25 protein-coding genes are annotated in these 23840 nt (G+C 38.7%); 12 read left to right on the forward strand and 13 right to left on the reverse strand.

Annotated elements, in window-relative coordinates:
- The first annotated feature begins 3 nt into the window (after positions 1-3).
- Positions 4-693 carry a hypothetical protein gene (locus tag SOI81_RS00570; RefSeq protein ID WP_224992191.1) on the forward strand — a complete coding sequence of 230 codons (690 nt, stop codon included), beginning with the start codon at positions 4-6 and terminating at the stop codon, positions 691-693.
- A gap of 134 nt (positions 694-827) precedes the next feature.
- Here the strand turns inward: SOI81_RS00570 and SOI81_RS00575 are convergent, their stop codons facing one another.
- Positions 828-1499, reverse strand: a complete 672-nt coding sequence (locus tag SOI81_RS00575) for a haloacid dehalogenase-like hydrolase (RefSeq protein ID WP_224992190.1) — start codon at positions 1497-1499, stop codon at positions 828-830.
- A 144-nt stretch (positions 1500-1643) separates the two neighbouring features.
- On the opposite strand from SOI81_RS00575, the gene SOI81_RS00580 reads away from it, so the two are divergent.
- A complete protein-coding gene (locus tag SOI81_RS00580) occupies positions 1644-1997 on the forward strand; it encodes a DUF5991 domain-containing protein (protein WP_224992189.1) in 354 nt (117 codons plus the stop codon).
- A 68-nt stretch (positions 1998-2065) separates the two neighbouring features.
- Here SOI81_RS00580 and SOI81_RS00585 read toward each other — a convergent pair whose 3' ends face one another.
- Positions 2066-3409, reverse strand: coding sequence for a GPI inositol-deacylase (locus SOI81_RS00585; RefSeq protein ID WP_262445853.1), 1344 nt, complete (start codon positions 3407-3409; stop codon positions 2066-2068).
- Positions 3410-3619: 210 nt separating this feature from the next.
- On the opposite strand from SOI81_RS00585, the gene SOI81_RS00590 reads away from it, so the two are divergent.
- The 3 genes from SOI81_RS00590 to SOI81_RS00600 all read left to right on the forward strand — a co-directional run bounded on the left by SOI81_RS00590 (position 3620) and on the right by SOI81_RS00600 (position 7353).
- Entirely contained in the window at positions 3620-4201 is a 582-nt protein-coding gene (locus tag SOI81_RS00590) for a YqiA/YcfP family alpha/beta fold hydrolase (protein ID WP_016142731.1), read from the forward strand.
- 14 nt (positions 4202-4215) lie between these two features.
- Complete coding sequence (gene parE, locus SOI81_RS00595) at positions 4216-6099, forward strand: DNA topoisomerase IV subunit B (RefSeq protein WP_004790102.1); 1884 nt, start codon at positions 4216-4218, stop codon at positions 6097-6099.
- Positions 6100-6558: 459 nt separating this feature from the next.
- Positions 6559-7353 (forward strand): SDR family oxidoreductase, encoded by a 795-nt coding sequence (locus tag SOI81_RS00600; protein ID WP_320541095.1) that lies wholly within the window; start codon positions 6559-6561, stop codon positions 7351-7353.
- 103 nt (positions 7354-7456) lie between these two features.
- Here SOI81_RS00600 and allA read toward each other — a convergent pair whose 3' ends face one another.
- Together allA and alc are read right to left on the reverse strand one after the other, a co-directional pair.
- Complete coding sequence (allA, locus tag SOI81_RS00605; protein ID WP_320541562.1) at positions 7457-7960, reverse strand: ureidoglycolate lyase; 504 nt, start codon at positions 7958-7960, stop codon at positions 7457-7459.
- The gene (alc, locus tag SOI81_RS00610; RefSeq protein WP_320541096.1) at positions 7957-8967 is read right to left on the reverse strand and encodes an allantoicase; all 1011 of its coding nucleotides are present in this window, start codon (positions 8965-8967) and stop codon (positions 7957-7959) included. Before alc ends, allA begins: the two co-directional genes overlap by 4 nt.
- Before the next feature lie 199 nt (positions 8968-9166).
- Between alc and hpxO the strand changes: the two genes are divergently transcribed.
- A complete protein-coding gene (gene hpxO, locus SOI81_RS00615) occupies positions 9167-10324 on the forward strand; it encodes an FAD-dependent urate hydroxylase HpxO (RefSeq protein WP_320541097.1) in 1158 nt (385 codons plus the stop codon).
- 56 nt (positions 10325-10380) lie between these two features.
- On the opposite strand, the gene tsx is transcribed toward hpxO, so the two are convergent.
- The 5 genes from tsx to puuE form a co-directional block, all read right to left on the reverse strand.
- A complete protein-coding gene (gene tsx, locus SOI81_RS00620; protein WP_320541098.1) occupies positions 10381-11106 on the reverse strand; it encodes an outer membrane protein OmpK in 726 nt (241 codons plus the stop codon).
- A gap of 121 nt (positions 11107-11227) precedes the next feature.
- The gene (locus SOI81_RS00625; RefSeq protein WP_320541099.1) at positions 11228-12595 is read right to left on the reverse strand and encodes a nucleobase:cation symporter-2 family protein; all 1368 of its coding nucleotides are present in this window, start codon (positions 12593-12595) and stop codon (positions 11228-11230) included.
- Positions 12596-12619: 24 nt separating this feature from the next.
- Positions 12620-12943 (reverse strand): hydroxyisourate hydrolase, encoded by a 324-nt coding sequence (uraH, locus tag SOI81_RS00630; protein WP_016142739.1) that lies wholly within the window; start codon positions 12941-12943, stop codon positions 12620-12622.
- Positions 12940-13443: a 2-oxo-4-hydroxy-4-carboxy-5-ureidoimidazoline decarboxylase gene (gene uraD, locus SOI81_RS00635; protein ID WP_016142740.1), complete on the reverse strand. Its 504-nt coding sequence runs from the start codon at positions 13441-13443 to the stop codon at positions 12940-12942. Before uraD ends, uraH begins: the two co-directional genes overlap by 4 nt.
- 99 nt (positions 13444-13542) lie before the next feature.
- A complete protein-coding gene (gene puuE, locus SOI81_RS00640; protein ID WP_320541100.1) occupies positions 13543-14508 on the reverse strand; it encodes an allantoinase PuuE in 966 nt (321 codons plus the stop codon).
- A 252-nt stretch (positions 14509-14760) separates the two neighbouring features.
- On the opposite strand from puuE, the gene SOI81_RS00645 reads away from it, so the two are divergent.
- The 4 genes from SOI81_RS00645 (at position 14761) to dsbD (ending at position 18435) form a co-directional block, all read left to right on the forward strand.
- Positions 14761-15111, forward strand: coding sequence for an HPF/RaiA family ribosome-associated protein (locus SOI81_RS00645; RefSeq protein ID WP_001019316.1), 351 nt, complete (start codon positions 14761-14763; stop codon positions 15109-15111).
- 153 nt (positions 15112-15264) lie between these two features.
- Complete coding sequence (locus SOI81_RS00650; protein WP_032054517.1) at positions 15265-15810, forward strand: ankyrin repeat domain-containing protein; 546 nt, start codon at positions 15265-15267, stop codon at positions 15808-15810.
- A gap of 12 nt (positions 15811-15822) precedes the next feature.
- A complete protein-coding gene (locus tag SOI81_RS00655; protein ID WP_016142743.1) occupies positions 15823-16590 on the forward strand; it encodes a transporter in 768 nt (255 codons plus the stop codon).
- Positions 16591-16608: 18 nt separating this feature from the next.
- Complete coding sequence (dsbD, locus tag SOI81_RS00660) at positions 16609-18435, forward strand: protein-disulfide reductase DsbD (protein WP_320541101.1); 1827 nt, start codon at positions 16609-16611, stop codon at positions 18433-18435.
- Here the strand turns inward: dsbD and SOI81_RS00665 are convergent.
- On the reverse strand, positions 18430-19623 hold the full coding sequence (locus SOI81_RS00665) for a GGDEF domain-containing protein (protein ID WP_320541102.1): 1194 nt from the start codon (positions 19621-19623) through the stop codon (positions 18430-18432). The two genes, dsbD and SOI81_RS00665, sit on opposite strands and share 6 nt — an antisense overlap.
- A 174-nt stretch (positions 19624-19797) precedes the next feature.
- On the reverse strand, positions 19798-20709 hold the full coding sequence (gene est, locus SOI81_RS00670; protein ID WP_174728134.1) for an alpha/beta hydrolase: 912 nt from the start codon (positions 20707-20709) through the stop codon (positions 19798-19800).
- A gap of 152 nt (positions 20710-20861) precedes the next feature.
- Between est and SOI81_RS00675 the strand changes: the two genes are divergently transcribed.
- Positions 20862-21299, forward strand: a complete 438-nt coding sequence (locus tag SOI81_RS00675; protein WP_002121971.1) for a DUF2147 domain-containing protein — start codon at positions 20862-20864, stop codon at positions 21297-21299.
- A 38-nt stretch (positions 21300-21337) separates the two neighbouring features.
- Here the strand turns inward: SOI81_RS00675 and yffB are convergent, their stop codons facing one another.
- Both yffB and crc read right to left on the reverse strand, forming a co-directional pair.
- Positions 21338-21688, reverse strand: coding sequence for an arsenate reductase (gene yffB / locus SOI81_RS00680; protein WP_016142747.1), 351 nt, complete (start codon positions 21686-21688; stop codon positions 21338-21340).
- A 454-nt stretch (positions 21689-22142) separates the two neighbouring features.
- Positions 22143-22967 carry an exodeoxyribonuclease III gene (crc, locus tag SOI81_RS00685; RefSeq protein ID WP_174741326.1) on the reverse strand — a complete coding sequence of 275 codons (825 nt, stop codon included), beginning with the start codon at positions 22965-22967 and terminating at the stop codon, positions 22143-22145.
- Positions 22968-23005: 38 nt separating this feature from the next.
- Between crc and pyrE the strand changes: the two genes are divergently transcribed.
- Positions 23006-23656 (forward strand): orotate phosphoribosyltransferase, encoded by a 651-nt coding sequence (pyrE, locus tag SOI81_RS00690; protein ID WP_174730911.1) that lies wholly within the window; start codon positions 23006-23008, stop codon positions 23654-23656.
- Positions 23657-23840 lie beyond the last annotated feature (184 nt).

Genomic DNA, 23840 nt, shown 5'->3' on the forward strand with positions numbered 1-23840 from the left:
AAAGTGATTTACAAAACATTAATTGGTATGTGTTTATTGGGATTGGGCTTAAGTGCTTGTGATAATAAACATTTAAGTGAGACTACTCATGTTAAACCTACTGAACAACATAAAGTCGAGATGCCACAAAAAAAATTACCTTCAGTAGAGAAATTACAGGTTAGTAAAGATATAAAAAAAATGTTAGACAATAAGATTTATTTATTATTAGATTCTGATGAAGGTTGTATAGTAAGTGAAAAACCTCTTAATAAAGATGTTGTAATTGTTTATAAAGAAGAAGAAAAATTTAAATATGATATCGTGAATCCAGTATTGAAAAAAGATAGTAGTGATTGTGTTTCAGAATTAGCTTTTGTTACAGATGAGCCTAATTATTTTTATAATATTAATAAAAGAAGCAAGGATTTAGTTCGAGGCTATGGCTTTGAATTAAATAAGGATCAGATTTTATATAAAAATAATAAAATTAGAGGGGTGGATTTAATAGGGGATGGAATTCCTAATATTATAACTGAATGTTTTTCAAGTGAAGGTGCACATTTTAATATTTTTGGAGGGCACAATAATGAAGAAAAATTAGTACATCGTTACACTTACCTAGATATGAATTTACAAGTATCATGCACCGAAAATGAAAAAATATATAGTAAAGGTCTGTTGGATATAAGAAATAAATATAGAGAAAATTAACTAATAATATTCATGATAAATGAAAATTTAAATAACATAGGCACTTTTATTACTAAAAGTGCCTATGTAGGTTAATTTAATTGATTCTATAGCGTCTTCGGTTAATTAGTTTTCGGTGGCTTCTAAAAATAATATTAATGTTCTAACTTTAAAACCCAATTTAATATTTTTAAGTTATTGATTTTCATATTTTTAATCTTATTGTTATCCCCGTTAATTAAATAGGGGAGTTTGGCGCCCATCAAAATAGGCAAGTCATCTTCAATATTATCACTATATGTTGCAAACCAAGGTTGTTTGATATCAAGCTTATTCAATCTTCTTACTTTTTCTTCAGACCTACAATGTATCCCACTTATCCATCCTCCTAGTTTCTTTTGCAAAGGAGTACCAATAATTTGTACATCTAGATTGATGGACTCTAGTAAAACATTCGCTAACTTTTCTGGTGCAGCCGTGGCAATAAACACAATCCTTCCATGTGCTAAATGATCTTTAACTTCAGTTATACCTTGCTCAAACCAATATAATGAATCAGAAGTAATATCTTTGATATTATTGGAAAAATTTTTAAAACTATATTCTAATTCTTCTTCATTCATACCATACGTTGCAATCCACAAATACAATGAAGCACCTTTAGATTTATATTTCTTGAATTTCATAAGAGGTAAAGCAATCGAACTAACAATAATTGCAGCGATAAATCTGAGAAGATTAGATTTCAATTTATCTGTTAACCATGCCTTTGTAGAGTCACCCGAAAGTAATGTCCCATCCAAGTCAAAAACAACAATTTCTTTCATATATTTCTCTAAATTTACTAATAGTGATAAGAATTAATTTTTGAAAAGAGTATTTTCAATAGTTTATTTATGAAATCATAAAATATTTTATTGTATTGCAATTTGGTTATAATAGTTTGACTTGATTGTTTATAAATTAATTTAATGAAATTTTTTTGTTTATTATTGCTGGCTCTTTCTGCTAACGCATTTGCAAATACGGATAAGTGGAATGGTACTTATCATTATTATAGTTCAGAAGAGTTGCCGGGTGGTAATGTTGCGACGATAGAATCTGTTTTAACATTAACACCCAAAAAGTGTGAGTATTCTATTAGTGGCTTTCAGGTTGATAAATCTTATATATGCAAAGTGAAAGAGAAAAATAACGAGCTATATTTCTTTAATGTTCAAAGTGGTGAAAAGTTAGGAAAAGTAGTCGTTAAGAAAGGAAAATACTATCTTTATTCTGATGAAGTTTTAGATAGTAAAGACAACTTATTTTTTAAAGATAAATAATAGTTATAGAGCTTTTTTTAAAATATTTAAGATTCTATAAAAAAGCCCAACATAAGTTGGGCTTTTTTTTACGTCTCTACAATTCCTTCTAAATCTTCGAGCGTATAGTTCGGCATATCAATAATATGGGTTTGAATACCGTCTTGCACATAATCATTAATATGAGGATATAGCCAGCGCGTAATTTGTTCGGCAACACTTGAGTGATACTGAATTTCAAAGTGATTTAAGCCATAAAACACGGCTTTATGCGAATCTGGAACTTTGAGCTGAAAACGTGGATTTGGGTGTTCACCTAGCGCGCTTTTTACACTTACCAAATAGTCACCAATCACCGTCAGCGCTTTGTTACGTACTTTTTCAAACTCGAGGGTGCCTGCCACTAAAAAGGTATTGATATGGGAAGGTAGCGGAGCTGGGGCACGATTATCATCCATCATACCAATTCGGGCATCCATATATTCCCAGTCGTCATCACGAACGCTACCGTGGCGTAAGTCTAAAATGCCATTACTACGTATATTAACCAGTTGACCAAGTAAACCTACGAAAGGGAAAGCCCCGAGTTTATCTTGTATGGTAAAGCCAAAGCGCTCCAATACTGCACCGTGATGTGGAGAACCAATGCAGACTAGATTCTCGACCATATGAATCCATTGATACATATTTTGTTTACCATAAAACAAGGCACTACGAGAAACCAATCCGCCCATACTATGGCCAATGATATCAATACTGGTAATTCTTGGGTTACGTTGTACCAAATCTTCTAATAAATTTGAAAAACTGCGTCCATTGGCTGAAATACGTCGACCTGTATTGTAGTTTAAATACAGCATCGTGTTGTGGTCACGTTGGGCTAACAAGCGCTCCCCAATACCGCCATAATGTGCATTTGACCAAGTAAGATGGTTCATACACAAACCATGGGCCAAAATTACGATACGCCCTGCAAGTTCCCCTTGTTGGATTGCACCGTAGTGATCATATAGCACCATGGGTAAGGCGAGGGGGCTATGCTGTTTAAGTAGATAATCCCCAAAAATCCCATTCAAAATTCCAACCAAAAAATGTAGGCTTGGGGTGAGTGGTTTTTCGTGAAGGGTAGGATATTTTTCAATAATATGACGTAAACTTGGCGCTAAAAAACAGCTACCGTATTTTTGTAAAGCGCCATAAGAAAGCTGATATGCCTTTTGCACAAATGGTCGTTTTTGAAAGTTTTTTGCATTTTGTGTGCTCACACCAAACGCATTTTTTAATACTTCAATATTAATAACTTGAATTAATTCATGTACACCATTTAAGCTGGTACTGAACAGTTGAGCTAAACCTTCTAATACGTCTGCCTGACTAGGTGGCGTACGATCCCATTTACAATAAGTTTCATGTAGTGGTGTTAAGCTCGGCATATCTTTTCCCCATGTACGTTATAACCGACGTTTTAAGCTGTACTTTTTATCAACGGCAGTAAACGTTTCCATCTTAGTAGTTTAAATAACACATGTTTTTAAAATACTGATGAATGGTTAGTTGAGTGGTTTTTCTTGTCTAACAATAGTGTTTTTATATACAAACTGAGAACAAAAATGTGAGTTTATTCTCAATTTAGAGGGAAATATATGAATATTATCTACCTCCATGGCTTTAATAGTAGCTCTCTTTCAATTAAGGGGCTAAGCCTGAAGCAGTATTGTAGCGAATTGGGTATAAATGTGCATTTGCCAGATTTAAATAGATCTCCCGATCTAGTGGTAGAGCAAGTTTCAACACTTATTGAATCTTTACAAGACGTGGCTTTAGTCGGTAGTAGCCTCGGGGGATTTTTTGCGACATATTTTGTCGCGAAATATAATATTCCGGCTGTACTGATTAATCCTGCTATGCAACCATGGAAGCTGTTTGATGAGTTATTTCAAGTTGAAAGCATGCCCTATGTGGTGAATGATCAATGGTCAATTGACCATATTCAGTTACGACAGTTACAACAACTTGAACTGAAACAACCTGAAAATGCTGACAAAATACTCGTCTTGTTGCAACAAGGCGACGAAATTTTGGATTATCGTCAAGCACAACGCTATTATAGTGCTGCAACGCCATCCTCATTGATTTTGACGGATGCTCATGGCAATCATGCTATGGAAGATTTTGAAGAAAAATTACCGTTAGTGATCGAATTCTTTGCGCACACCATCAAATAAGGAAAACGTACAACGTGACACAATATACGGCTCAATCGCTTGAAGTCCTTTCTGGTTTAGACCCTGTTCGTCGTCGTCCAGGGATGTATACCGATACGACTCGACCTAACCATTTAGCCCAAGAAGTGATTGATAATGCTGTTGATGAAGCATTAGCTGGTCATGCCGACAAGATATGTGTCACGGTTTATAAAGATGGTTCATTGTCAGTTGAAGATAATGGTCGTGGTATGCCTGTCGATATTCACCCTGAATATGGCCAAAGTGGTATCGAAATCATTTTGACCAAGCTGCATGCCGGTGGTAAATTCAGTACCGATAATTACCAATTTTCAGGTGGTTTACATGGTGTGGGGATTTCGGTTGTAAACGCTTTATCAACACGTGTTGAGGTTGAAGTTCAACGTCAGGGTAACCTATACCAAATGGCTTTTGAGCAAGGTGAACCAGTAGCACCTTTAGCCGTTCTCGAAGGTAAAGCACCAAAACGTGCGACAGGGACAACGGTACATTTTTGGCCAGAAGCGAAATATTTTGATAGTCCAAAATTTGCTTTAAAAGCTCTTAAACACAATTTAAAAGCCAAAGCAGTTTTAGCGGCTGGCTTAAAAATTATCTATATCGATCAAATTAACGATGAAAAAATCGAATGGCAATTTGAAAATGGCCTCGTTGATTATTTGATGGATGAGTTGCAAGATCGCGAAATCTTGCCAAATCCTGCTTTTGTGAGTAATGGTCAGGCAGATCGGGCGGCATGTGAATTTGCAATTTGTTGGAATGTAGAAGGCGGTGAGCAGGTTCAAGAAAGTTATGTCAACCTGATTCCAACCGCGCAAGGCGGTACTCACGTGAACGGTTTGCGCTCAGGTGTAACTGAAGCGTTACGTGAATTCTGTGAGCTACGTAACTTGTTGCCACGAAACCTTAAACTTTCGGCAGAAGATGTTTGGGATGGCGTGAACTATATTTTATCGCTCAAGTTCCAAGAACCGCAGTTTTCAGGTCAAACCAAAGAGCGTCTTTCGAGTCGAGAAGCATCCAATATTGTTTTAAATATTGCTAAAGATGCTTTCGCACTTTGGCTAAACCAACATGCTGAAATTGCCATGCAACTGGCAGAAATGGCGATTTCTAAAGCAGGTCGTCGTTTAAAAGCAGCAAAAAAAGTCGAGCGTAAAAAGATTGTTTCTGGCCCTGCTTTACCGGGTAAATTGGCTGACTGTGTTGGTCAAACTCGTGAGGACAGTGAGCTATTCATTGTCGAGGGTGACTCTGCGGGCGGTAGTGCCAAGCAAGCCCGTGATAAAAACTTTCAGGCTATCATGCCAATTCGTGGAAAAATCTTAAACACATGGGAAGTTTCTTCAGATGAAGTCTTGGCTTCTCAAGAGGTTCACGATATTGCAATTGCGATTGGTGTAGATCCGGGCAGTGATGATTTATCTGAACTACGTTACGGCAAAATCTGTATTTTGGCCGATGCGGACTCGGACGGCTTACACATTGCGACTTTGCTTTGCGCTTTATTTGTTAAACACTTTCCAGCATTGGTTGAAGAAGGACATTTGTATGTGGCAATGCCACCATTGTTCCGTATCGACATTGGCAAAGATGTCCATTACGCGCTGGATGATGATGAACTTGAAACTATTTTGAAAAATATTAAAGGTAATCGTAATCCGCAAATTACCCGATTCAAAGGGTTGGGTGAGATGAACGCGATTCAACTACGTGAAACCACGATGGATCCTAATACACGCCGCTTGGTTCAATTAGATCTTGATGATGCCCACTTTACAGCAGGTTTACTCGACAAATTACTCGCGAAAAAACGTTCGGCAGATCGTAAGCAGTGGCTTGAGCAGAAGGGTAACTTGGCTGATATTACTGTTTAATTAAAGTGTGCAGGATAATTTTTTATAAAATTATCCTGCACCTGACAACTCATATAATTTATTTCAAATAACTAATTTATAAGTAGTTTTCCTGATTTTAGGCATATCCTTTATCTTTTGATGGCCATACTTCTAAAAAAGCTGTCTTATTCTGTTCTTTAAAGAACAAATGTTTTCCTTTGACGGTTGTTTATCCCCTCTGCTGCTAACCATACACTTCATATAAATCATCGTTATGGTGTTTCAGTCATCTCAGTTTTTCCATGAATTTATGTAATTAATTTGCAAAACGTATTGGAACAGGATGAAAGGGAATTTAGTAATACTTTAGCTCTCTTTACATCTTATGTGGTGACTCATCGCTAATAGGTCCTTGATCAGAAATTGGCTAAATCTGGTATAGCCAAAGAATGATTAAAGCGCCTGCACACCATCTTTAAATATGAAAAGGAAAAAGCTATGGATCTCCAACTGAAAGGTAAAACAGCTATTGTAACTGCGGCAACAGCAGGCATCGGTCTAGCAATTGCCAAAACTCTAGCTAAAGAAGGAACTGATGTCATCATTACGGGCCGTACCCAAGACAAATTGGCAGCGGCGGTAGCTGAGATAGAAGCAAATGCTCCCTTGGGCAAAGTACGTGGGTTTTTAGCTGATCTTAGTACATCAGAGGGAGTTGAGACATTAATTTCACAACACCCTTTCACCGATATTTTGGTAAATAACTTAGGATATTATGAAGCTAAACCATTTACTGAGATTACAGACGAAGACTGGTGGCATATGCTTAATGTGAATGTTATGTCAGGTGTGCGCTTATCTCGTCACTACTTTCCAAAAATGTTAGAAAATAATTGGGGAAGAGTGATTTTTATGTCGAGTGAGGTAGGAGCATTCACACCACCAGATATGGTGCATTATGGCGTAAGTAAATCTGCTCTATTGGCTGTATCACGTGGAATGGCCGAGTTAACAAAAGGCACGGGAGTTACGGTGAACAGCGTACTTCCTTCTGCAACACGTTCCGAAGGTATCATGGACTATTTACGTCAAACTGCTCCTCGTCCCGACATGACAGATCAACAAATTGAAGCACATTTTTTCGAGACATATCGTCCAAGCTCATTGATTGCAAGAATGATTGAAGCTGATGAAATTGCATCTATGGTTGCGTTGTTGGCAAGTCCTTTGGGATCAGCATCTAATGGGGCAGCAGTTCGTGTTGAAGGCGGAACCTTCCGTTCCATTCTGTAATACTCAAAGCTTAGGTTGGCGTTTGAAGTACACGACTCTGTTCTTACGCGACCATTGGCATTTTGATCACTAAATTAAAATAGACAGATTTGTCTATTTTAATTTAGACAGTAATTTTTATAGCTTCCGGAAATTGAAAAACATCACAATTCGCTCCACCTCCAATTCGATCGACCACTGCAAAATCACTTGGTGCCTCAAAGGTAAGCAAAGGATGATGCCATGTGCCTGCTCGATAATTGATACTTTGCTTCCCATTTGAAACAAATGCACATAGCTTTGAAATGTCGGGTGTATTCTCGTCTAAAGCGGGCGCCACAATAATTAAAAACTTTTGTTGCTGTAATGGAATAAATGCCTGAGACCCCTTTGGATGGCGCTCTAGCATTGAAATTTCCAGAGGTAGTACACTGGCCTTAATATTACGGAAAATACTAATTCCTGCTTTCGCTTCTCCCTCAATTTCAGTTTCAACGAGTGCATGGTAGCGCTCGGTGTGGGCATCATTAATATGAAAAAAGTCATGCCCGTCACAACAAATAACTTCTCCGAAGGGCTGAAAATTTTCAATTGTTAAAGGCTGAATTTGAATATTATTCATGATCATGACTTGGCAATTTTTCCCCATAAACGAACACGGCTAATGCCACCATCTGGAATCATGTTAATACGAATATGCGAGATTTTTTCATGTTGTAAAATCTCATTCACATATTCATGAATATGATCCATTTGCATCGGTTGGGCTTCTAGTAAGTAAGACCAGAACATACTTTGAGGAATTAACTGTGCATCGGTTGGATTTTCAAGGTAAACCGCCTGAATAGAAACCTCAGCAGGGAAGTTCCCTTTAAAGTGAGCCGTATCAATTTCAAGTTTCTCAATTTTTCCGCTTTTACCGAGCGCAAGAATACACCAGTCATAACCTGGTGCTCGGCGGCGTTTGGTTTCCCATCCATCCCCCATGTTGACGCCACGGCCTGGGTTAATCAAATTACGTGGATGTCCAAAATGCGCATCGCTATAGGCAACTACACGGCCACCATTTTCGAGAGCCAATAAATCGAGAGTTTGTTCGCTGTCAGTCACTTGAATATGAACATCACCATAGACACGTAAACGGGCAATACCGCCATCTGGGAAAATATTGAGGCGTATATGAGTGAAAAGTGCATCATTATTGACCATGAAAATATGATGCTGGCTTGGGCCGAGTTCAGTATTTGTTAAAACACTTTCCCATTTTGCCCCTGTCAGGTCCCCATTTGGTGCATAGCATGCTTCTAATGATGCAGAAGCTGGATAATTTCCTGTAAAAAAGCTGGTATCGATATCAAGAGCAGTGATTTTTCCACTCACCCCTAGTTTTACAATACACCAGTCATAGCCCGCATGACGCTTACGGCGGGTTTCCCAACCGTCCATCCATTTGCCATGATCATCAAATTTATCTTCAACAAAAATAGGTGTTTCAAATTGCAGCATACGCTTTGCTTCTGCAAAGAAATCATCTGAACACTCAATGACTTGTGCACCAATTCGGGCATCTGCCAAATTAGTTTTAGTATTCAAAATTTCAGGAAGTTCAAAAGCTGGAGCATGCAATGTTGCCATAATGGAGTATCCGTATTTCTTGTTAAAAACATGATTTTTCATTTAAAACTGCACTCACACTGAGCGTGCCGAGACGAGTTTTGTACCTAAATATATAAGCATGGTGCATGCCAGTTTTGTGGAAAAGCAAAATAATTTTTGAACGATGGCATGTTTTTAGCATAAGCACCCTATAGGTCAATATCTATAGGAGCGTGTTATGAATGTGGTGATTATTGGTGCGGGAATGGGAGGTCTAACCACAGGTATTGCATTAAAAAAATTTGGTCACCAAGTCCGCATTTTCGAACAAACTGAAAAAATCCTTCCTGTCGGTGCAGCAATTTCGTTATGGTCAAATGGTGTGAAATGTCTGAACTATCTGGGATTAACCGAGAAAATCGCCAAACTTGGCGGACAAATGGATGACTTAGCCTATGTAGATGGTTTAACTGGCGATGTGATGACACAATTCAGTTTATTGCCATTAATTGAAGAAGTAGGCCAACGACCTTATCCAGTGGCACGTGCTGATTTACAAAATATGCTCATGGATGAATTTGGCCGTGATCAGATTTATTTAGGCAAAAAAATGGTCCGCCTTGAAGACAAAGCTGATTATGTCGAGGTTCATTTTGCAGATGGCAGTTCAACGCAGGCTGATCTATTAATTGGGGCTGACGGTACCCACTCACTTACACGGACCTATGTGTTGGGCCAACAAGTACAGCGCCGTTATGCGGGATATGTGAACTGGAATGGCCTAGTTGAAATATCTGAAGATTTAGCACCAGCCGAGCAATGGACGACATATGTGGGGGAAGGCAAGCGTGCGTCTCTGATGCCGGTTGCGGATGGTAAGTTTTATTTCTTTTTAGATGTGCCTTTGCCAGCAGGTTTAGACAATAATCGAGATGACTATAAAAAACTTTTAGAACAATATTTTGCTGATTGGTGTTTGCCAGTACAGCAACTCATTGAGCGCTTAGACCCGCAAAAGACCAATCGGGTCGAAATACATGATATTGAACCGTTCACTCAATTTTATAAAGGTCGCGTGGTGATTTTAGGGGATGCTGCACACAGCACGACACCTGATATTGGCCAAGGCGGTTGCCAAGCGATGGAAGACGCAATTTATTTAGCGCGTTCTCTGCAAATTAATACTTTGGGGCTAGAGGATGCTTTGCGACGCTATCAAAATAAACGTAATGAACGTGCCAATGAATTGGTACTTCGTGCACGCAAACGTTGTGATGTGACCCATATGAAAGATGAAGCTGTTACCCAAGCTTGGTATGCGGAGTTACGCCGTGAACAAGGCGGACATATTATGCAGGGGATTATTAGCAATATTGTGGGTAATCCACTCGATTAAAAACAAAAACAGCAAGGATTCTTCCTTGCTGTTTTTTATGCTTCTAAATAAAAATTTTAGAAGTGGTATTTAACCAATGCACTAACGTTATTTTCGTCGGCACCTTTAATACCAAATTTGTTATTCCACACTGAGTGCTCGATACCTAGGTATAAACGTGTATCAGGAGAAATGTGTTTACCTACATTCCATTTCCATTGAGTTGTCCAGTTCAACTCGCTTGCATGGTCATCTTCAGCAGTTGACCAGTCAAGGAAACCATCTACCAAGAAATCTTCAGATCCTAATTTTAATGGAATGCCGTAAACGAATGTCATTTGATAATCGTCGTCAGTTTTCTCATTATTGGCACGGTAGAAGTTTAAATTCGCATATTGGAAATATGGGATATCTAAATCAACTGCGAAGCCATAAAGGAAGTTGTCGAAGTTGTTGCCGTTTTGAGAGTTACTCTCCCAAGTGGTACTAATCAACACATCTTTTACTGGGCCATATGCCAGTTTTTTACCAGATACTTCACCTAAACTTAAACGTGGTGATAACTCAAAATAAGTGCTTTTATAGTCATCTTCGCCACGCATGCGGTCTAAGAAGAAAAATACGTCAGCATATTTAACTTTCGCTGTATATTCCAAAGTAATCGTGGTTTCTTTCTCATCTACAACTTCATAGTTTTCACCATAAAGTCCAGTCACGCTAAAATCTTGCCAAATTGGTTTCGCCTGAACCATGGCAGTTGCAGATAACAAGGCACAAGTCGCCGCAAGTTGCTTTAATTGCATTTAAATGATCTCCCCCCAAATAAAGCACGCTAAGGATACAGGGTCTTAAGCAAAAATGAAGCCAAATTTGATCAACGGTTAAAAAAAAGCCCACCGAAGTGGGGCGCTAAAAAGTAAATCTTTAATGGGTATTTCTTGTATTTATTGTTTGGCTTAAATGTGGTGTACGCGAACTGCGAAATGAGGGTAAATGATTAAATAATAAATTCAACAAGATAGCAAAAATACATGTTGAACTAATACCTGAGTGAAATAATGTTTGTACCCAAACTGGGAAATGGGCATAAAACTCATGGTTAATAATTGGAATCATCCCTGCTGATAAAGCAGTTGCCACAATAATCAAATTTTTCTGATCGTTATAATCTATTTTTGCCAAAGTACGAATTCCACTTGCTGCAACCGACCCAAACAAGACCAAACCTGCACCACCAAGTACGGGCATTGGAATCGCGGCAATCAAACGACCCATAATAGGGAGTAGGCCCAAAATAATCAGAATCACACCGCCTGCTGCGACTACAAAGCGGCTTTTGATGCCTGTAATCGCAACCAGTCCAACATTTTGAGCAAAAGCACTTTGCATGAATGAATCAAAGATAGGCGCAAAAGCACTCGAAAACATATCTGCACGAACGCCATTGGCGATCCGTTTTGAATCGACTTCAGTTCCTACAATGTCTCCGACAGCAATAATATCAGCTGTGGTTTCCGTCATAATCACTAAGGTCACGATCAACATCGATAAAATTGCACTGAGCTCGAAAGTTGGTAAACCAAATGCAAATAAGTGTGGGAATTGCAGCCATGCCCCTGAACTCACCTGACTAAAATCACCAAAACCCATAAAGTAGGCAAGGGTAGTACCAGCAACAATAGCCAACAAAATTGATAAACGACGAATGCTTGCTTGCGGCAGCATATTTAAAACAATCACAATGCATAAGGTCAGCAGGGCCAAAGAGATATTTTCTACGCTACCCCAGTCAGGCGCCTTGTTGTTGCCACCCATCATCCAGCGAATTGCAACTGGTAGCAAAGACAATCCAATAATCGTGATGACGCATCCAGTTACCACGGGTGGAAAAAAACGAATAATTTTTGAGAAGTAAGGCGCAAGGCATAGTCCAATCAGAGATGCAGCAATGACCGCGCCGTAGACAGCAGGCAAACCACCGCCTGTGGTGATAATGGCAACCATGGTGGCTACACCTGCAAAAGACACACCCTGTACCAGAGGTAATTTTGCGCCTAAATATTTGGTTCCGATTGTTTGGATTAGGGTTGCCAATCCACCTACAAATAGAGCCGCTGCAATGAGCATTCCGATTTGTGCTGAGCTTAAGCCAGCTGCCGTTCCAATAATCAAGGGCGGGGCTACAATGCCACCATACATGGTCAGCACATGCTGTAAGCCGTAAGCAAAACTTTTGGAAATTCCTAAATATTCATGCTCTGGAGAAATCGCATTTTTTTGCTGATGGTTCATATTTTTCTCCTATTTATATTTGAATTAACTACCGCGATAAGTGGAGTAAGCAAATGGGCTGATCAGTAATGGAATGTGATAATGCTGATTGACGTCTTCTATAAAAAATTGGATACAAACACGTGGGAAAAAAGTTTTGACTTGTTGTGATGAAAAATAAGGTGCAATTTCAAATTCAAGTTGATAAGCGCCTTCACCTAAGTCTTTTATTCCAAAATTACTCACTCGACCGTCTTGATTGGTAATTGCAGTCGCTATCAGCTCATGAGTTTCTGCATGAAACAACTTCACTTCTACCTGTGCAGCTGGTTTACCTAAATTCGTATCTAAAATATGAGTGCTGATCATGCTTGTATTTCCTGAGATAGGCGTAATAGAGCAATCGCTGCGAGTTGCCCATGTACAATTGTTTTTTCAATAGCCAAGTCATTTTGTAGACGTTCATGTAGTTTTTTTAAAATTTCATCACTACTGAGGCCTGCCGCTTTAATTAAAAAAATAAAGCCAAACTTTTGTTCATAATCAAGGTTGCCTTGTAGCAGAGCTTGTTGTGTTTGTTCATCTAAAGAAATGCCAGCTTGTTCCTGATTTGAAAAATGCTGCTCTTTTGCATTGAGTTGTTTTTTAGCTTGGCGTTCACCAATTTTTGGATGGGTTGCTAAAGCAGTTTCAATGTCTTGCCATGACCACATTTGACTTAAATTTTCTGCATATTCCAAAAGAGATGCTTTTGTTGAATAGGGGCGTTCTGAAATAATTTTTTCGGCCCATGCAGGAATATGGACGCAGTTGTTTAACAGAGTCTTGAGTTGTTCTGGTGAGGCTTGATTAAACTCGACTAAAAACACTGTTATTCCTAAACTCGTTAATGTGATATAGAGTTTTAGCAATAACAGTGCCAAGAGTGATTTGTAATTCGCTGATGAATTTGGAAAATTAAAAATCAATTATTTAGTTATGTGATTTTTATACCAATGCTGCGCAATATCCTGACGACGACATATCCAAACACGATCATGCATTTGAATATAGTCGAGGAACCTTTGTAGCGCTTTAAAACGGCCTGGTCGCCCTAAAATACGGCAATGCATTCCAATTGACATCATTTTTGGTGCAGTTTCTCCTTCTGCATACAACACATCAAAACTATCTTTTAAATATTGAAAAAACTGTTCTGAGCTATTAAATCCACCCGGCGAGCAGAACTTCATGTCGTTACATTCCAAAGTATAAGGAATAATGAGATGAGGGCGTGATGCACCAGCTGTATCGGTGAGAGTCGTCCAAAAGGGCAGGTCATCGCCATAATAATCAGAGTCATATTGAATTTGCGGAAATTCTGCAAGTAACTGACGTGTATTCGGGCTGTCACGTCCGGTGTACCAACCTGTCACTTTATTTCCAAACAAGTTTTCTAAAACAGATAAAGCCTGTTCGATATGCTGCTTTTCAACTTCCCTATCGGTATCTTGATAGTGAAGCCAACGGTAACCATGAGAAACCACATCATAATCAGCTTCCTTAATCGCCTCCACAATATAAGGATTGCGGGCAAGCGCCATAGCTACTCCGAAAATGGTCATTGGAAGTTTGCGCTTTTGGAACTCATTATGAATGCGCCAAAAACCAGCACGTGAACCATATTCGTACATAGAGTCCATCGACATATGTTTCGCCGGGTAACTTGCTGCACCAATAATCTCCGATAAAAACTGTTCTGAGCCATCGTCGCCGTGCTCAATATGTTTTTCGCCACCTTCTTCATAATTAAGCACAAATTGCACTGCAACCTTGGCATTGTTAGGCCATTTAACCTGTGGAGGTTGCCCGTGATAACCGATCAAATCACGTGAATAAGGAGACTTTTGAATTTGCTCAATGAGCTCAGCTCCAGATAAATAAGATTTGGACACGATTGCTCTCCTTTTGTTCAATTTTTCATAAAAATTTAAAAAATCAGCTTGCATATTTTTATAGATGGACTGATATTGAAGATATGAAGATCTTCAAAATAAATTAAAAGCAGTACGTTTAAGTCAGGAGATAACAAACCATTACACCATCAAAATGTACAATTGAAGTCGGTTCATGCATGCTTAAAACATGCCAACATAAAAAAGTTTTGCATAGAAAAGATCCACAGTAAGAAAGAGAGGATGGTATTTATGAATATTGAAATCCGCACAGATAAAAACATCCATAACAGTGAACGTTTAATTACTTATGTACGTGCAGAACTTACTCAAGAATTCCAACGTCATAGCGAACGTATTACGCATTTCTCGGTTCATTTTAGTGATGAAAATGGGGACAAAGGTGGTGACAAAGATATCCACTGTATGATTGAAGCACGTCCTTCAGGTTTAAAACCGGTTGCAGTGCACCATAAAGCAGGAAATATTGATGCCTCAATTCATGGTGCGATTGAAAAATTAAAACGTAGCCTTGAACATACTTTTGAGAAAAAAGAACACCCGAGAGGTGGACAACCAGAATTCATTGATGATGAAGTCTAATTGAAAACGCTAAAAAGCCCTTCGGGGCTTTTTTTATATTTGATGAAAATAAAACTATTCACAACATTAGGTTTGCAATGCGATGCAATCAACCTCTAAAATCTTCATATGAGATTAGGCATAATAGCCCTAATATATTTTTGAGAGATGGTCATGTTAACCACCCAGCAGCAAGCTTTAATTAAAGCCATAGAAGAATTAGAACTCGCGCAAGTGCAAAAATTACTTGCTGACGGGCTTGATCCGAACTTTATTGATCCGGAACAAGGACCACCTGTATCAATCATTTGTGACGGAATTTTCAAATGGTGGGAAGATGTATCAGAAGCCTATGAAGCGGGTACACCTTTATCAAAAGAAGAAAAGCAACAAAGATTACAAGTTTACCTCGATATTCTTGAAGCTTTAATTCAAGCCAAAGCCAACGTACACCTTTGGGATGCAGAAGAGTTTTATGGCCCTTTATGGGATGCAGCAAGCTCGGCATGTGCTCCAGCCGTTCAACGTTTACTCGATGAAAAAGTTGACCCAAACACACGTGATGAAGAGGGTCTCACTATTTTATCTTCAATCAGTCAGTTGTTCTTTGATTGTGACTTTGATGAAATAGATTGGTCAGAAGCGCTTCAAGAAGAGCGTGAAACACTCGAGTTATTGCGCCAACATGGGGCAAAAATGTCAAAAGAACTAACTACTTGATTGGATAATAGAATGAGAACATTTCAAATTTTAACTTTTGCTCTGACCACTGTTGCTGCAGGAAGTACTTTTGCCGCAGAGTTCTCGTTTGACCGTCCAGGTGCTGGAATGGGAACGGGAATTACTCCTGTAGGTAATTTGGCGTGGGAGCAAGGTTTACCAAGCGTAACCTATACTGAGTCGACTGTTGACGGTGTTAAAGAAAAGACCGTAACCTTAAATCAGGATATGTTATTCCGTACAGGTTTAGCGCGTGATTTAGAATTACAATTAGGATGGCAAGGGCCAGCATGGACCCAAACTAAACGTGCTGGCAAAAAAAATGATACTTCAGGTTTTGGTGATATAAGTATTGGTTTAAAAAAAGCTATTGATTTAAAAGACGATAGATTGTCTATGGCAGTGTTGGCAGAAGCTATCATTGCAACGGGAAATGATAAATTTACAGCCCATGACGACATTTATAGTCTTAGCTCTGCGGTAGCTTACCAATATAGTGATTTAGTGGGCACCTCAATTACCATGCGCTACGAAGTGCAAAATAGTGATTGGGCAGTGACAGCAGTACCGACGATTGACTATAAAATCGCAGGTAAGCTATCAGGTTATTCTGAGTTCATTTACCGTAAAGCTGAAAGCCAAGACTATGAGTATGGTTTAGGTACAGGTTTAGTCTACGCCGTAAATAATCGTACACAACTCGATGCAAGTATCGGGGTTGATTTGAATGGTCAAGACAAGAGCTACAACGGTGGCTTAGGCGTGGCGTTCTTGTTCTAAATAAAGCAATTTAAATTTATGTTAATGAAAAAGCTTATTCATCAGGGAATTCTTTATTTTCTAGCAGTTGCTGTTTGTGTGTTTAGCCAGTTGGTTTCTGCGCAAGATAAGCTACTTTCACCCGAACAAGCTTTTTCATTTTCGGTTGAATCTTCTGAGCCGCATACTGCGAGTTTATCTTGGCAGATTCAGCCAAATTACTATCTTTATCAGCATAAATTTTCCGTACAACAAGGTACTCAACCTTTAGCTTTAAAGTTACCGAAAGCGATTGCCCAATATGATGAAAATTATGGGCAAAGTCAGGTTTATTACCATCAAGTTAATTTCCAAATTAAGACTAAGCCTTCAGAGCACTATAGTGTGACTTGGCAGGGCTGTGCCAAAGACCGTATTTGTTATCCACCACAAACCATTGAGTTTCAAACTGATGCAGATGGCCTAGTTGGTGTACAAAACCAAGCAGGAACAGCCCCAAAACGATTGCTAGATTTAGCAAATACACAATCTGATACTTCTAAGGGTTCAGAATCTGTAGAAAAAGAGCAGAATACAGAGACAGCAGTTACTACAACCACACCACAAATTGCGCAAGATCAGATCTGGTCTGCTAAGTTAATTGAGAACTCATTGTGGTATGGCGTTTTATTATTTTTAGGTTTAGGCATGTTGCTCGCATTTACACCATGCTCTTTACCGATGCTGCCCATTTTAACTTCACTCATCATTCGGGATCATAAAGGTCTAAAGGCTTGGACCATTGCACTTACTTTTGTGTGTAGCATGGCATTGGTTTACGCAGGCTTAGGTTTAATTGCTTCTTCGGCAGGTCTAAATTTCCAGCGCTGGTTACAACAGCCAGCAACCTTAATTGCTTTTAGTTTGCTGTTTATTGTCTTTGCTCTGAATTTATTCGGTCTGTTTGAGCTTCGTTTACCACAAACATGGTTAAACCGACTTGATCGTATTCAGTCGATGCAACAAGGTGGCACTTTAGTGGGTGCTGGAGTCATGGGTATGGTTTCTGCACTCTTGGTGGGTCCTTGTATGACCGCACCCCTCGCTGGAACTTTATTATTTATTTCTCAAACACAAAACCAGTGGCAAGGGGCTTTGCTTTTATTCTGTCTAGGTTTTGGTATGGGAATTCCGCTATTACTGGCAAGTATTTTAGGGGCGAAATTTCTGCCTAAAGCTGGTGATTGGATGCATCAGATTAAAGTTATTTTTGCTTTTCTGATGTTAGGTTTAAGTCTTTATTTTATTCGTCCTTTATTGCCAGATTGGGGCATGCAAGTTCTTAGTCTCGTATTAGGTCTCGCTTTTATAGCCTATGCTGTTTATCAGTTTTTCTGGAAAAAAGGACAGCTACAATGGCTCTACGCGATTTTATTATTAATCGTTACACCTTTTGTAGCCTATAACCAATACCAACACATTCAAAATCGAACTTTGCAAAGTTCTAATCATATGGCCGAATGGCATATTGCAACTACGGCAGCGGACTTTGAGAAAATTTTAGCAGCAGCGCCTACAGATCGAGCTATTGTCGTTGATGTCTATGCAGACTGGTGTGTTGCCTGCCAACCGATTGAGCATCGTATTTTAAAATCACCTGAGGTTCAGGCTGCTCTTGCACCATATTATTTAATTAAGCTTGATTTGAGTCATTATGACCAGTCACATGAAGCGCTACTCAAACAATGGAATATTTTAGGTCCACCGACCTATCTATTTTTAAGCCCAGAGCAAAAAGAAATTCGTGCATTGCGTTTAACTGGTGCTTTTAGTCAGCAAGAACTTTTGCAACAACTTGCGAGTTTGGCAAAACTAAAAGATTCATAAGGTATTCATCGTTTCAATCTGATGAAATGTACGTACTTGATTGCGTCCTGAAGCTTTTACCGCGTAGAGTGCTTGATCAGCCTGTCGAATAACAAGATAAGGGTCTTCTGCAAAAGCTGAACTGCTGATTCCAAAACTTGCACTAATATGAATAGGATTGTTTTGAGCGCTACAAACGGGCAGTTCTTGCAAAGCAAGACGACAACGCTCAGCAATTTTCTCTGCTTGAATAATATCGGTGTGAGGGAGTAATAAAATAAACTCCTCTCCACCAAAACGTCCAATAATATCCTCGTTACGCAAGTTCTCAGAAAGACATTGAGCGATTTCAATTAAGACTTGATCACCTTGGTGATGCCCGTATATATCATTAATTTTTTTAAAATGATCGATATCGAGAAGTACTACTGCGTAATCAAATTGCTGTTGGTGTAGCGACTCTAAATGCGTGTTTAAACTACGTCTATTTAATACATTAGTTAAGGGATCAAGTTGGCTTAGGCGTTGAATATAAGTTTCACGTTGCCGCCATTGAGTGAGCAATATTTCAAATAAAATAAAGCAAGCCAATAAGATGGGCATAATAAAAAAAGCCATGCTCCCTAACCAAAAGGGGTTAGTTTGAGCATGTTCCATAGCCTTAAAATTAAATAGAGGGGCATAAGGCACAGTACCGCTCATACTTAAATATGTACATACCGTTAAAATAATCGTCGCAGGTACAAGTGCGCTATAAACAATTTTTCGATCAAATAACACCAGACCGACGCCAATCGTGCCCACATAGCCGACCATAGTGGCTGGACTAATACTGCCAATTAAATACCCATCATGACATAGCATGAGTGCAAAAAACTGCACACTAATGAAAGGAATGACTCTTTGAGCCCACTCAACATTTTTGTATTTATAGCAGGGGATAATCAAAAGGCCCAATAAAAATAAAGTCAATAAATTAAGCCAGATTTGTGACTCAACCAAAGGCAGATTTGCCCATTGCCAGATGCTTGGCGTAATTAAAATATAACCTTTCCATAAGATCCAACTAAAGTTCATGGCGCAGGCAAGTGTGAGCATCAGTGCGCTTTTTTGTAGTGGTGTCCAGTTGATGATGTGATTGTTATGGATGAAATCGATTATCACCTGTTTTGTTCTATGTATGGGATAAGTGATTAAACGATTTTTCATAGTACGTAAGGGCTCCTAAATATAGATGCCTCTTTGTTAGACCATTCTAATATTGGATTGTTTAAATTAATTTATATTTTAAACATAGCATGATTTTCATTTTATACATGATGCCTTTTATAAGGAAAATGATGTGAAAAGTTTTTAGAGCTATTCACATCATTGATAGGTAAATTAAGTTTTATCAAGCTCATGGGCAAATTCAGCAATATCTGCCAATGCTTGTTTTGCTTCATCAAACCATGCATTAAACATCTGAAAGTTATGCCACATGCCTGTATAAAGTTTGAATTGAACTTTAACGCCAGCCTCTTCAGCTTTTTCTCTAAAACGCTTGGCATCATCTAATAAGATTTCTTTAGATCCTACTTGAACCAAAGTTGGCGGTAGGCCATGCAAGTCATCGAAAATAGGCGAAACGCGTGGATCATCAGCTGCAATATGATTGCCTATATAGTATTGAGTTCCTGTTTGTAGGGCTTCAATAGATAATAATGCATCATGTTTTTTATTAAATCTGAGAGACTCACTCGTGAGCGTTAAATCCAAAAATGGAGATAACAAAATCAGGCCACTCGGCATAAGCTCAGGTTGTTCTTTTAAACGTAAGCAAAGTGCTAGTGCTAAATTTGCTCCGCATGAATCACCCGATAAAATAATATCTTTAGGCTGAACGCCTTGTACCAATAAAGATTGATAGATGTCATATAGTGCTTCAGTCGCCTCAGGGTATGGATGTTCAGGCGCAAGCGGATAATCCACATGAATAATCTGCATTTGGGTGCGGGCAGCTAAATCGGTCATAAAAGCATGGTGAGTTTTGACACTCCCAAGGAAAAAAGCGCCACCGTGAATGTGAAAAATCAGTTGAGTTGCAGAATCTTGCGGTTTGATTTCTTCACCTTTAATGCCTGCTAACCGAATTGGGCGCACAGAAACATTTTTTTGTCGTGGAAAAGCACGACACATCTGATCTAGAACGGGACGTAAAGCGGTAGCCGGCAAATTTAGCTGGCTTGGCTTGCGAATTGTTGTTTTAAGAAAAGTTTCTGTAAAGTAATATTTCCAAACATTTGATATATTCATATAGCATCCATTTTTATGCTAGTTTCTTGTTTTCTTGTAAATTTTATTTTGCAAGATTACAAGGTTACACGAAACAGTCACATTCAAAAATTGCAATATCTTTGCGACTTCTGAATACTGAAAATCTTGAAAGACCCAAGGATATTACAAAAATGAAAAAGATTGCTTTAGCTTTAGGACTCATTGGTATGGCTGCATTTGCCAATGCGGCTGATTCACTCAATGGAACGGTATGGAAAACGATTGATGATCAGACCAACAAGCCAAAAGCCGTAGTGAAATTTACGGAACAGAAGGACGGAACCTTAACTGCAACCATTCAAAACATTTTGACACCGGGCGAAGAAAACGCTTGTACAAAATGTGAGGGTCCGTATAAAAACAAACCACTTAAAGGTGTCACCATTGTACATAATTTAAAAAATGTAGGTGGTAACAGTTATGAAAACGGTACGATTTTAGACCCAAAATCTGGTAAAACTTACAAATTGAAAGGTGAGTTAACCGATGGCGGTAAAAAGCTTAAACTGCGTGGTTATATTGGCGTTTCTGCACTTGGCCGTAACCAGACATGGATTCGCGCTAACTAAAAAGTTTTAATAAAAAACGAGCCGTATGGCTCGTTTTTTTATGCTTGGATATTTTGATAAGTGGTTTCATCGAAACCTACAATGAAACCTTGAGCGGTTTGTAAAACAGGTCTTTTAATCAAACTTGGTTGAGCAATGAGTGCTTCAATAAGGTGATCTTCATTGCTTAAAGCACGATTTTGTTCTTCTTCTGAAAGCTTACGCCAAGTCGTGCCTTTTTTGTTGAGAACAGTATCTTGTCCAATTTCTTTTAACCAGATTTTTAGAGTATCTGCATCAATGCCTTGTTTTTTATAATCATGGAAATCGTAGCTAAGCCCTTTGGCTTGTAAAGCATCAAAAGCTTTTTTCATTGAGTTACAGTTTTTAATTCCATAAATTTTTAACATTTTATCGGACCATGTCAAAAAGAGAGAGCACACAGCCTAACCCAAAAAGCTTTTAAGCACTACTTTATACCGATACTTTTAAAACAAATGAAAATTAATGATTAATCGAAAGCGAAATGTCATGTTATTGTCATAAGACAAGGTAATAATGAGCTTAATAAGAAGAAGTTAAAACTAAAAGAAATTAGCGCAAAAATAAGAGACTAAAAAAGAGAAAACCCGCATTTAATCATCCTGATCATGCGGGTCTCATTTCAACGTCCATTGTCACATCCTTGCAAATAAACTTATCATAAGTTTATTTTATCTTCCTACGGCGTCCTATCCTTTTGCGTCATCCTGACTGCTTCCCTGTGCCGTGGGGCTATAATGCCGTTAAAGCTGTGTAAGAAAAATACTCAAAAACGACATGTGCTGTAAGCAAAAACGACAATGTAAGTGAACATGTGTTCACTTATTCTTGGATTTTATAGTCAACAATAACTGGGGCATGGTCACTAAACCATTGATCTTTATAGACCCATGCGTTTGTTGTACGTGTTTTCCAGTCTGGTGAACAAGCTTGATAGTCAATACGCCAACCTACATTTTTCGCACGCGCTTGACCGCGATTTGACCACCATGAATACAATTCGGCTTCTGTTCTTACCACACGGAAGGTGTCTACATAGCCAAGTTCATCATAAATATGGTCAAGCCATGCACGTTCATGTGGTAAACAGCCAGACGACTTCTGGTTACCCGACCAGTTTTTAATATCAATTCGTTTATGAACGATATTGTAATCACCACAAATAATGATGGACTTATTTTCATCACGCCATTGTTTTAAGATTTTTGCGTATTCACCCAAAAATAAATCTTTACGTGCTTGAGCTTCTTCACCACTTGAGCCTGAAGGTAAGTATAATGATGCAATATGTACGGGATGTGACAAACCTAAATCGAATTCCGCAGAAATAAAGCGGCCTTGACTGTCAGCCAGCTCAAACCCTAATCCGTCTTTAACGGAGACAAAGGGTAAGCGGCTATATATAGCAGTCCCCGCATAACCTGCACGCTCTGCTGGAAAGAGATGGGTATGCCATCCTTCGGGTCTAAATTTTTCAGTCCATTGTTCATGGGTAATGCGGCTTTCCTGCATGCATACGACATCGGCATCTGATTGTTCTAACCATTCAAGTAAGCCTTTCGTTACTGAAGAACGTAAGCCATTTACGTTAATGGAAACGACTCGAAGAATTTTTACATCACTTGGATACTGATCCTTTGGTATCATGCGAAAATTTAACCTCAATTGTGAATTTGGAGCACCTCATGACAACGCCTGTGTCATTTAACCCGCAAGCATTTATCGAACTCGCATTATCACGCGGTGTGCTTAAATTTGGTGAGTTTACTTTAAAATCTGGACGTGTGAGTCCTTATTTTTTTAATGCAGGCCTACTCAACGATGGTGAAGCTTTATCTCTTTTAGCACAAGGCTATGCCGATAAATTAACACAATGCGAAAATGTTGATGTGATTTTTGGGCCAGCATACAAAGGTATTCCGTTTGTAGCAGCAACTGCTGTTGCTTTGTCGCAAGTACATAACAAGAGTGTGCCATGGGGCTTTAACCGTAAAGAAGCGAAAGATCATGGTGAAGGCGGTGTTTTAGTTGGTGCTGCGGTTGAAGGTAAAAAAGTCTGGATTATTGATGACGTGATTACCGCAGGTACAGCAATTCGTGAAGTCGTAACGATTTTGAAAAATGCTGGTGCAACTATTGCGGGTGTTTTGGTGGCATTAGATCGTCAAGAACGTGGTCAAGGTGAACTTTCCGCAATTCAAGAAGTTCAAAAAGAATTGGAAATACCTGTGCATGCACTGATTACTATGAAAGATTTAATGGATTACCTGGAAGCAAAAGGCGAAAAAGAAGCGCTAGCAAATATGCAAGCTTATCGTGAAAAATACGGTATCTAAGAGTTAGATGTGGAAAAGGAAGCTGAGGCTTCCTTTTTTGCTTTGTTGAGTGTAAATAAATAATTATTGGAAATAGCGATTACAAAATAAATGTAGAATATAAAGGATTAATAAAAAGCCATTCGAGTGAGCTGAGCTCTAGAGTGAATTAATTTAACTTATTAATTATAATTAGAAGACTTAA

It is taken from the genome of Acinetobacter pittii (genome assembly GCF_034067285.1).
GTDB lineage: Bacteria > Pseudomonadota > Gammaproteobacteria > Pseudomonadales > Moraxellaceae > Acinetobacter > Acinetobacter pittii_E.

Bases quoted from the DNA above. Each gene is read 5' to 3' on its own strand.
- SOI81_RS00675 (WP_002121971.1), top strand. From the start codon at position 20,862: ATGAAAAAGATTGCTTTAGCTTTAGGACTCATTGGTATGGCTGCATTT.
- crc (WP_174741326.1), bottom strand. From the start codon at position 22,967: ATGATACCAAAGGATCAGTATCCAAGTGATGTAAAAATTCTTCGAGTC.
- tsx (WP_320541098.1), bottom strand. From the start codon at position 11,106: ATGCAATTAAAGCAACTTGCGGCGACTTGTGCCTTGTTATCTGCAACT.
- SOI81_RS00645 (WP_001019316.1), top strand. From the start codon at position 14,761: ATGAATATTGAAATCCGCACAGATAAAAACATCCATAACAGTGAACGT.
- yffB (WP_016142747.1), bottom strand. From the start codon at position 21,688: ATGTTAAAAATTTATGGAATTAAAAACTGTAACTCAATGAAAAAAGCT.
- SOI81_RS00575 (WP_224992190.1), bottom strand. From the start codon at position 1,499: ATGAAAGAAATTGTTGTTTTTGACTTGGATGGGACATTACTTTCGGGT.
- uraH (WP_016142739.1), bottom strand. From the start codon at position 12,943: ATGATCAGCACTCATATTTTAGATACGAATTTAGGTAAACCAGCTGCA.
- pyrE (WP_174730911.1), top strand. From the start codon at position 23,006: ATGACAACGCCTGTGTCATTTAACCCGCAAGCATTTATCGAACTCGCA.
- hpxO (WP_320541097.1), top strand. From the start codon at position 9,167: ATGAATGTGGTGATTATTGGTGCGGGAATGGGAGGTCTAACCACAGGT.
- SOI81_RS00600 (WP_320541095.1), top strand. From the start codon at position 6,559: ATGGATCTCCAACTGAAAGGTAAAACAGCTATTGTAACTGCGGCAACA.
- SOI81_RS00665 (WP_320541102.1), bottom strand. From the start codon at position 19,623: ATGAAAAATCGTTTAATCACTTATCCCATACATAGAACAAAACAGGTG.
- SOI81_RS00585 (WP_262445853.1), bottom strand. From the start codon at position 3,409: ATGCCGAGCTTAACACCACTACATGAAACTTATTGTAAATGGGATCGT.
- dsbD (WP_320541101.1), top strand. From the start codon at position 16,609: ATGTTAATGAAAAAGCTTATTCATCAGGGAATTCTTTATTTTCTAGCA.
- allA (WP_320541562.1), bottom strand. From the start codon at position 7,960: ATGATCATGAATAATATTCAAATTCAGCCTTTAACAATTGAAAATTTT.
- alc (WP_320541096.1), bottom strand. From the start codon at position 8,967: ATGGCAACATTGCATGCTCCAGCTTTTGAACTTCCTGAAATTTTGAAT.
- SOI81_RS00580 (WP_224992189.1), top strand. From the start codon at position 1,644: ATGAAATTTTTTTGTTTATTATTGCTGGCTCTTTCTGCTAACGCATTT.
- SOI81_RS00650 (WP_032054517.1), top strand. From the start codon at position 15,265: ATGTTAACCACCCAGCAGCAAGCTTTAATTAAAGCCATAGAAGAATTA.
- SOI81_RS00590 (WP_016142731.1), top strand. From the start codon at position 3,620: ATGAATATTATCTACCTCCATGGCTTTAATAGTAGCTCTCTTTCAATT.
- est (WP_174728134.1), bottom strand. From the start codon at position 20,709: ATGAATATATCAAATGTTTGGAAATATTACTTTACAGAAACTTTTCTT.
- SOI81_RS00655 (WP_016142743.1), top strand. From the start codon at position 15,823: ATGAGAACATTTCAAATTTTAACTTTTGCTCTGACCACTGTTGCTGCA.
- SOI81_RS00625 (WP_320541099.1), bottom strand. From the start codon at position 12,595: ATGAACCATCAGCAAAAAAATGCGATTTCTCCAGAGCATGAATATTTA.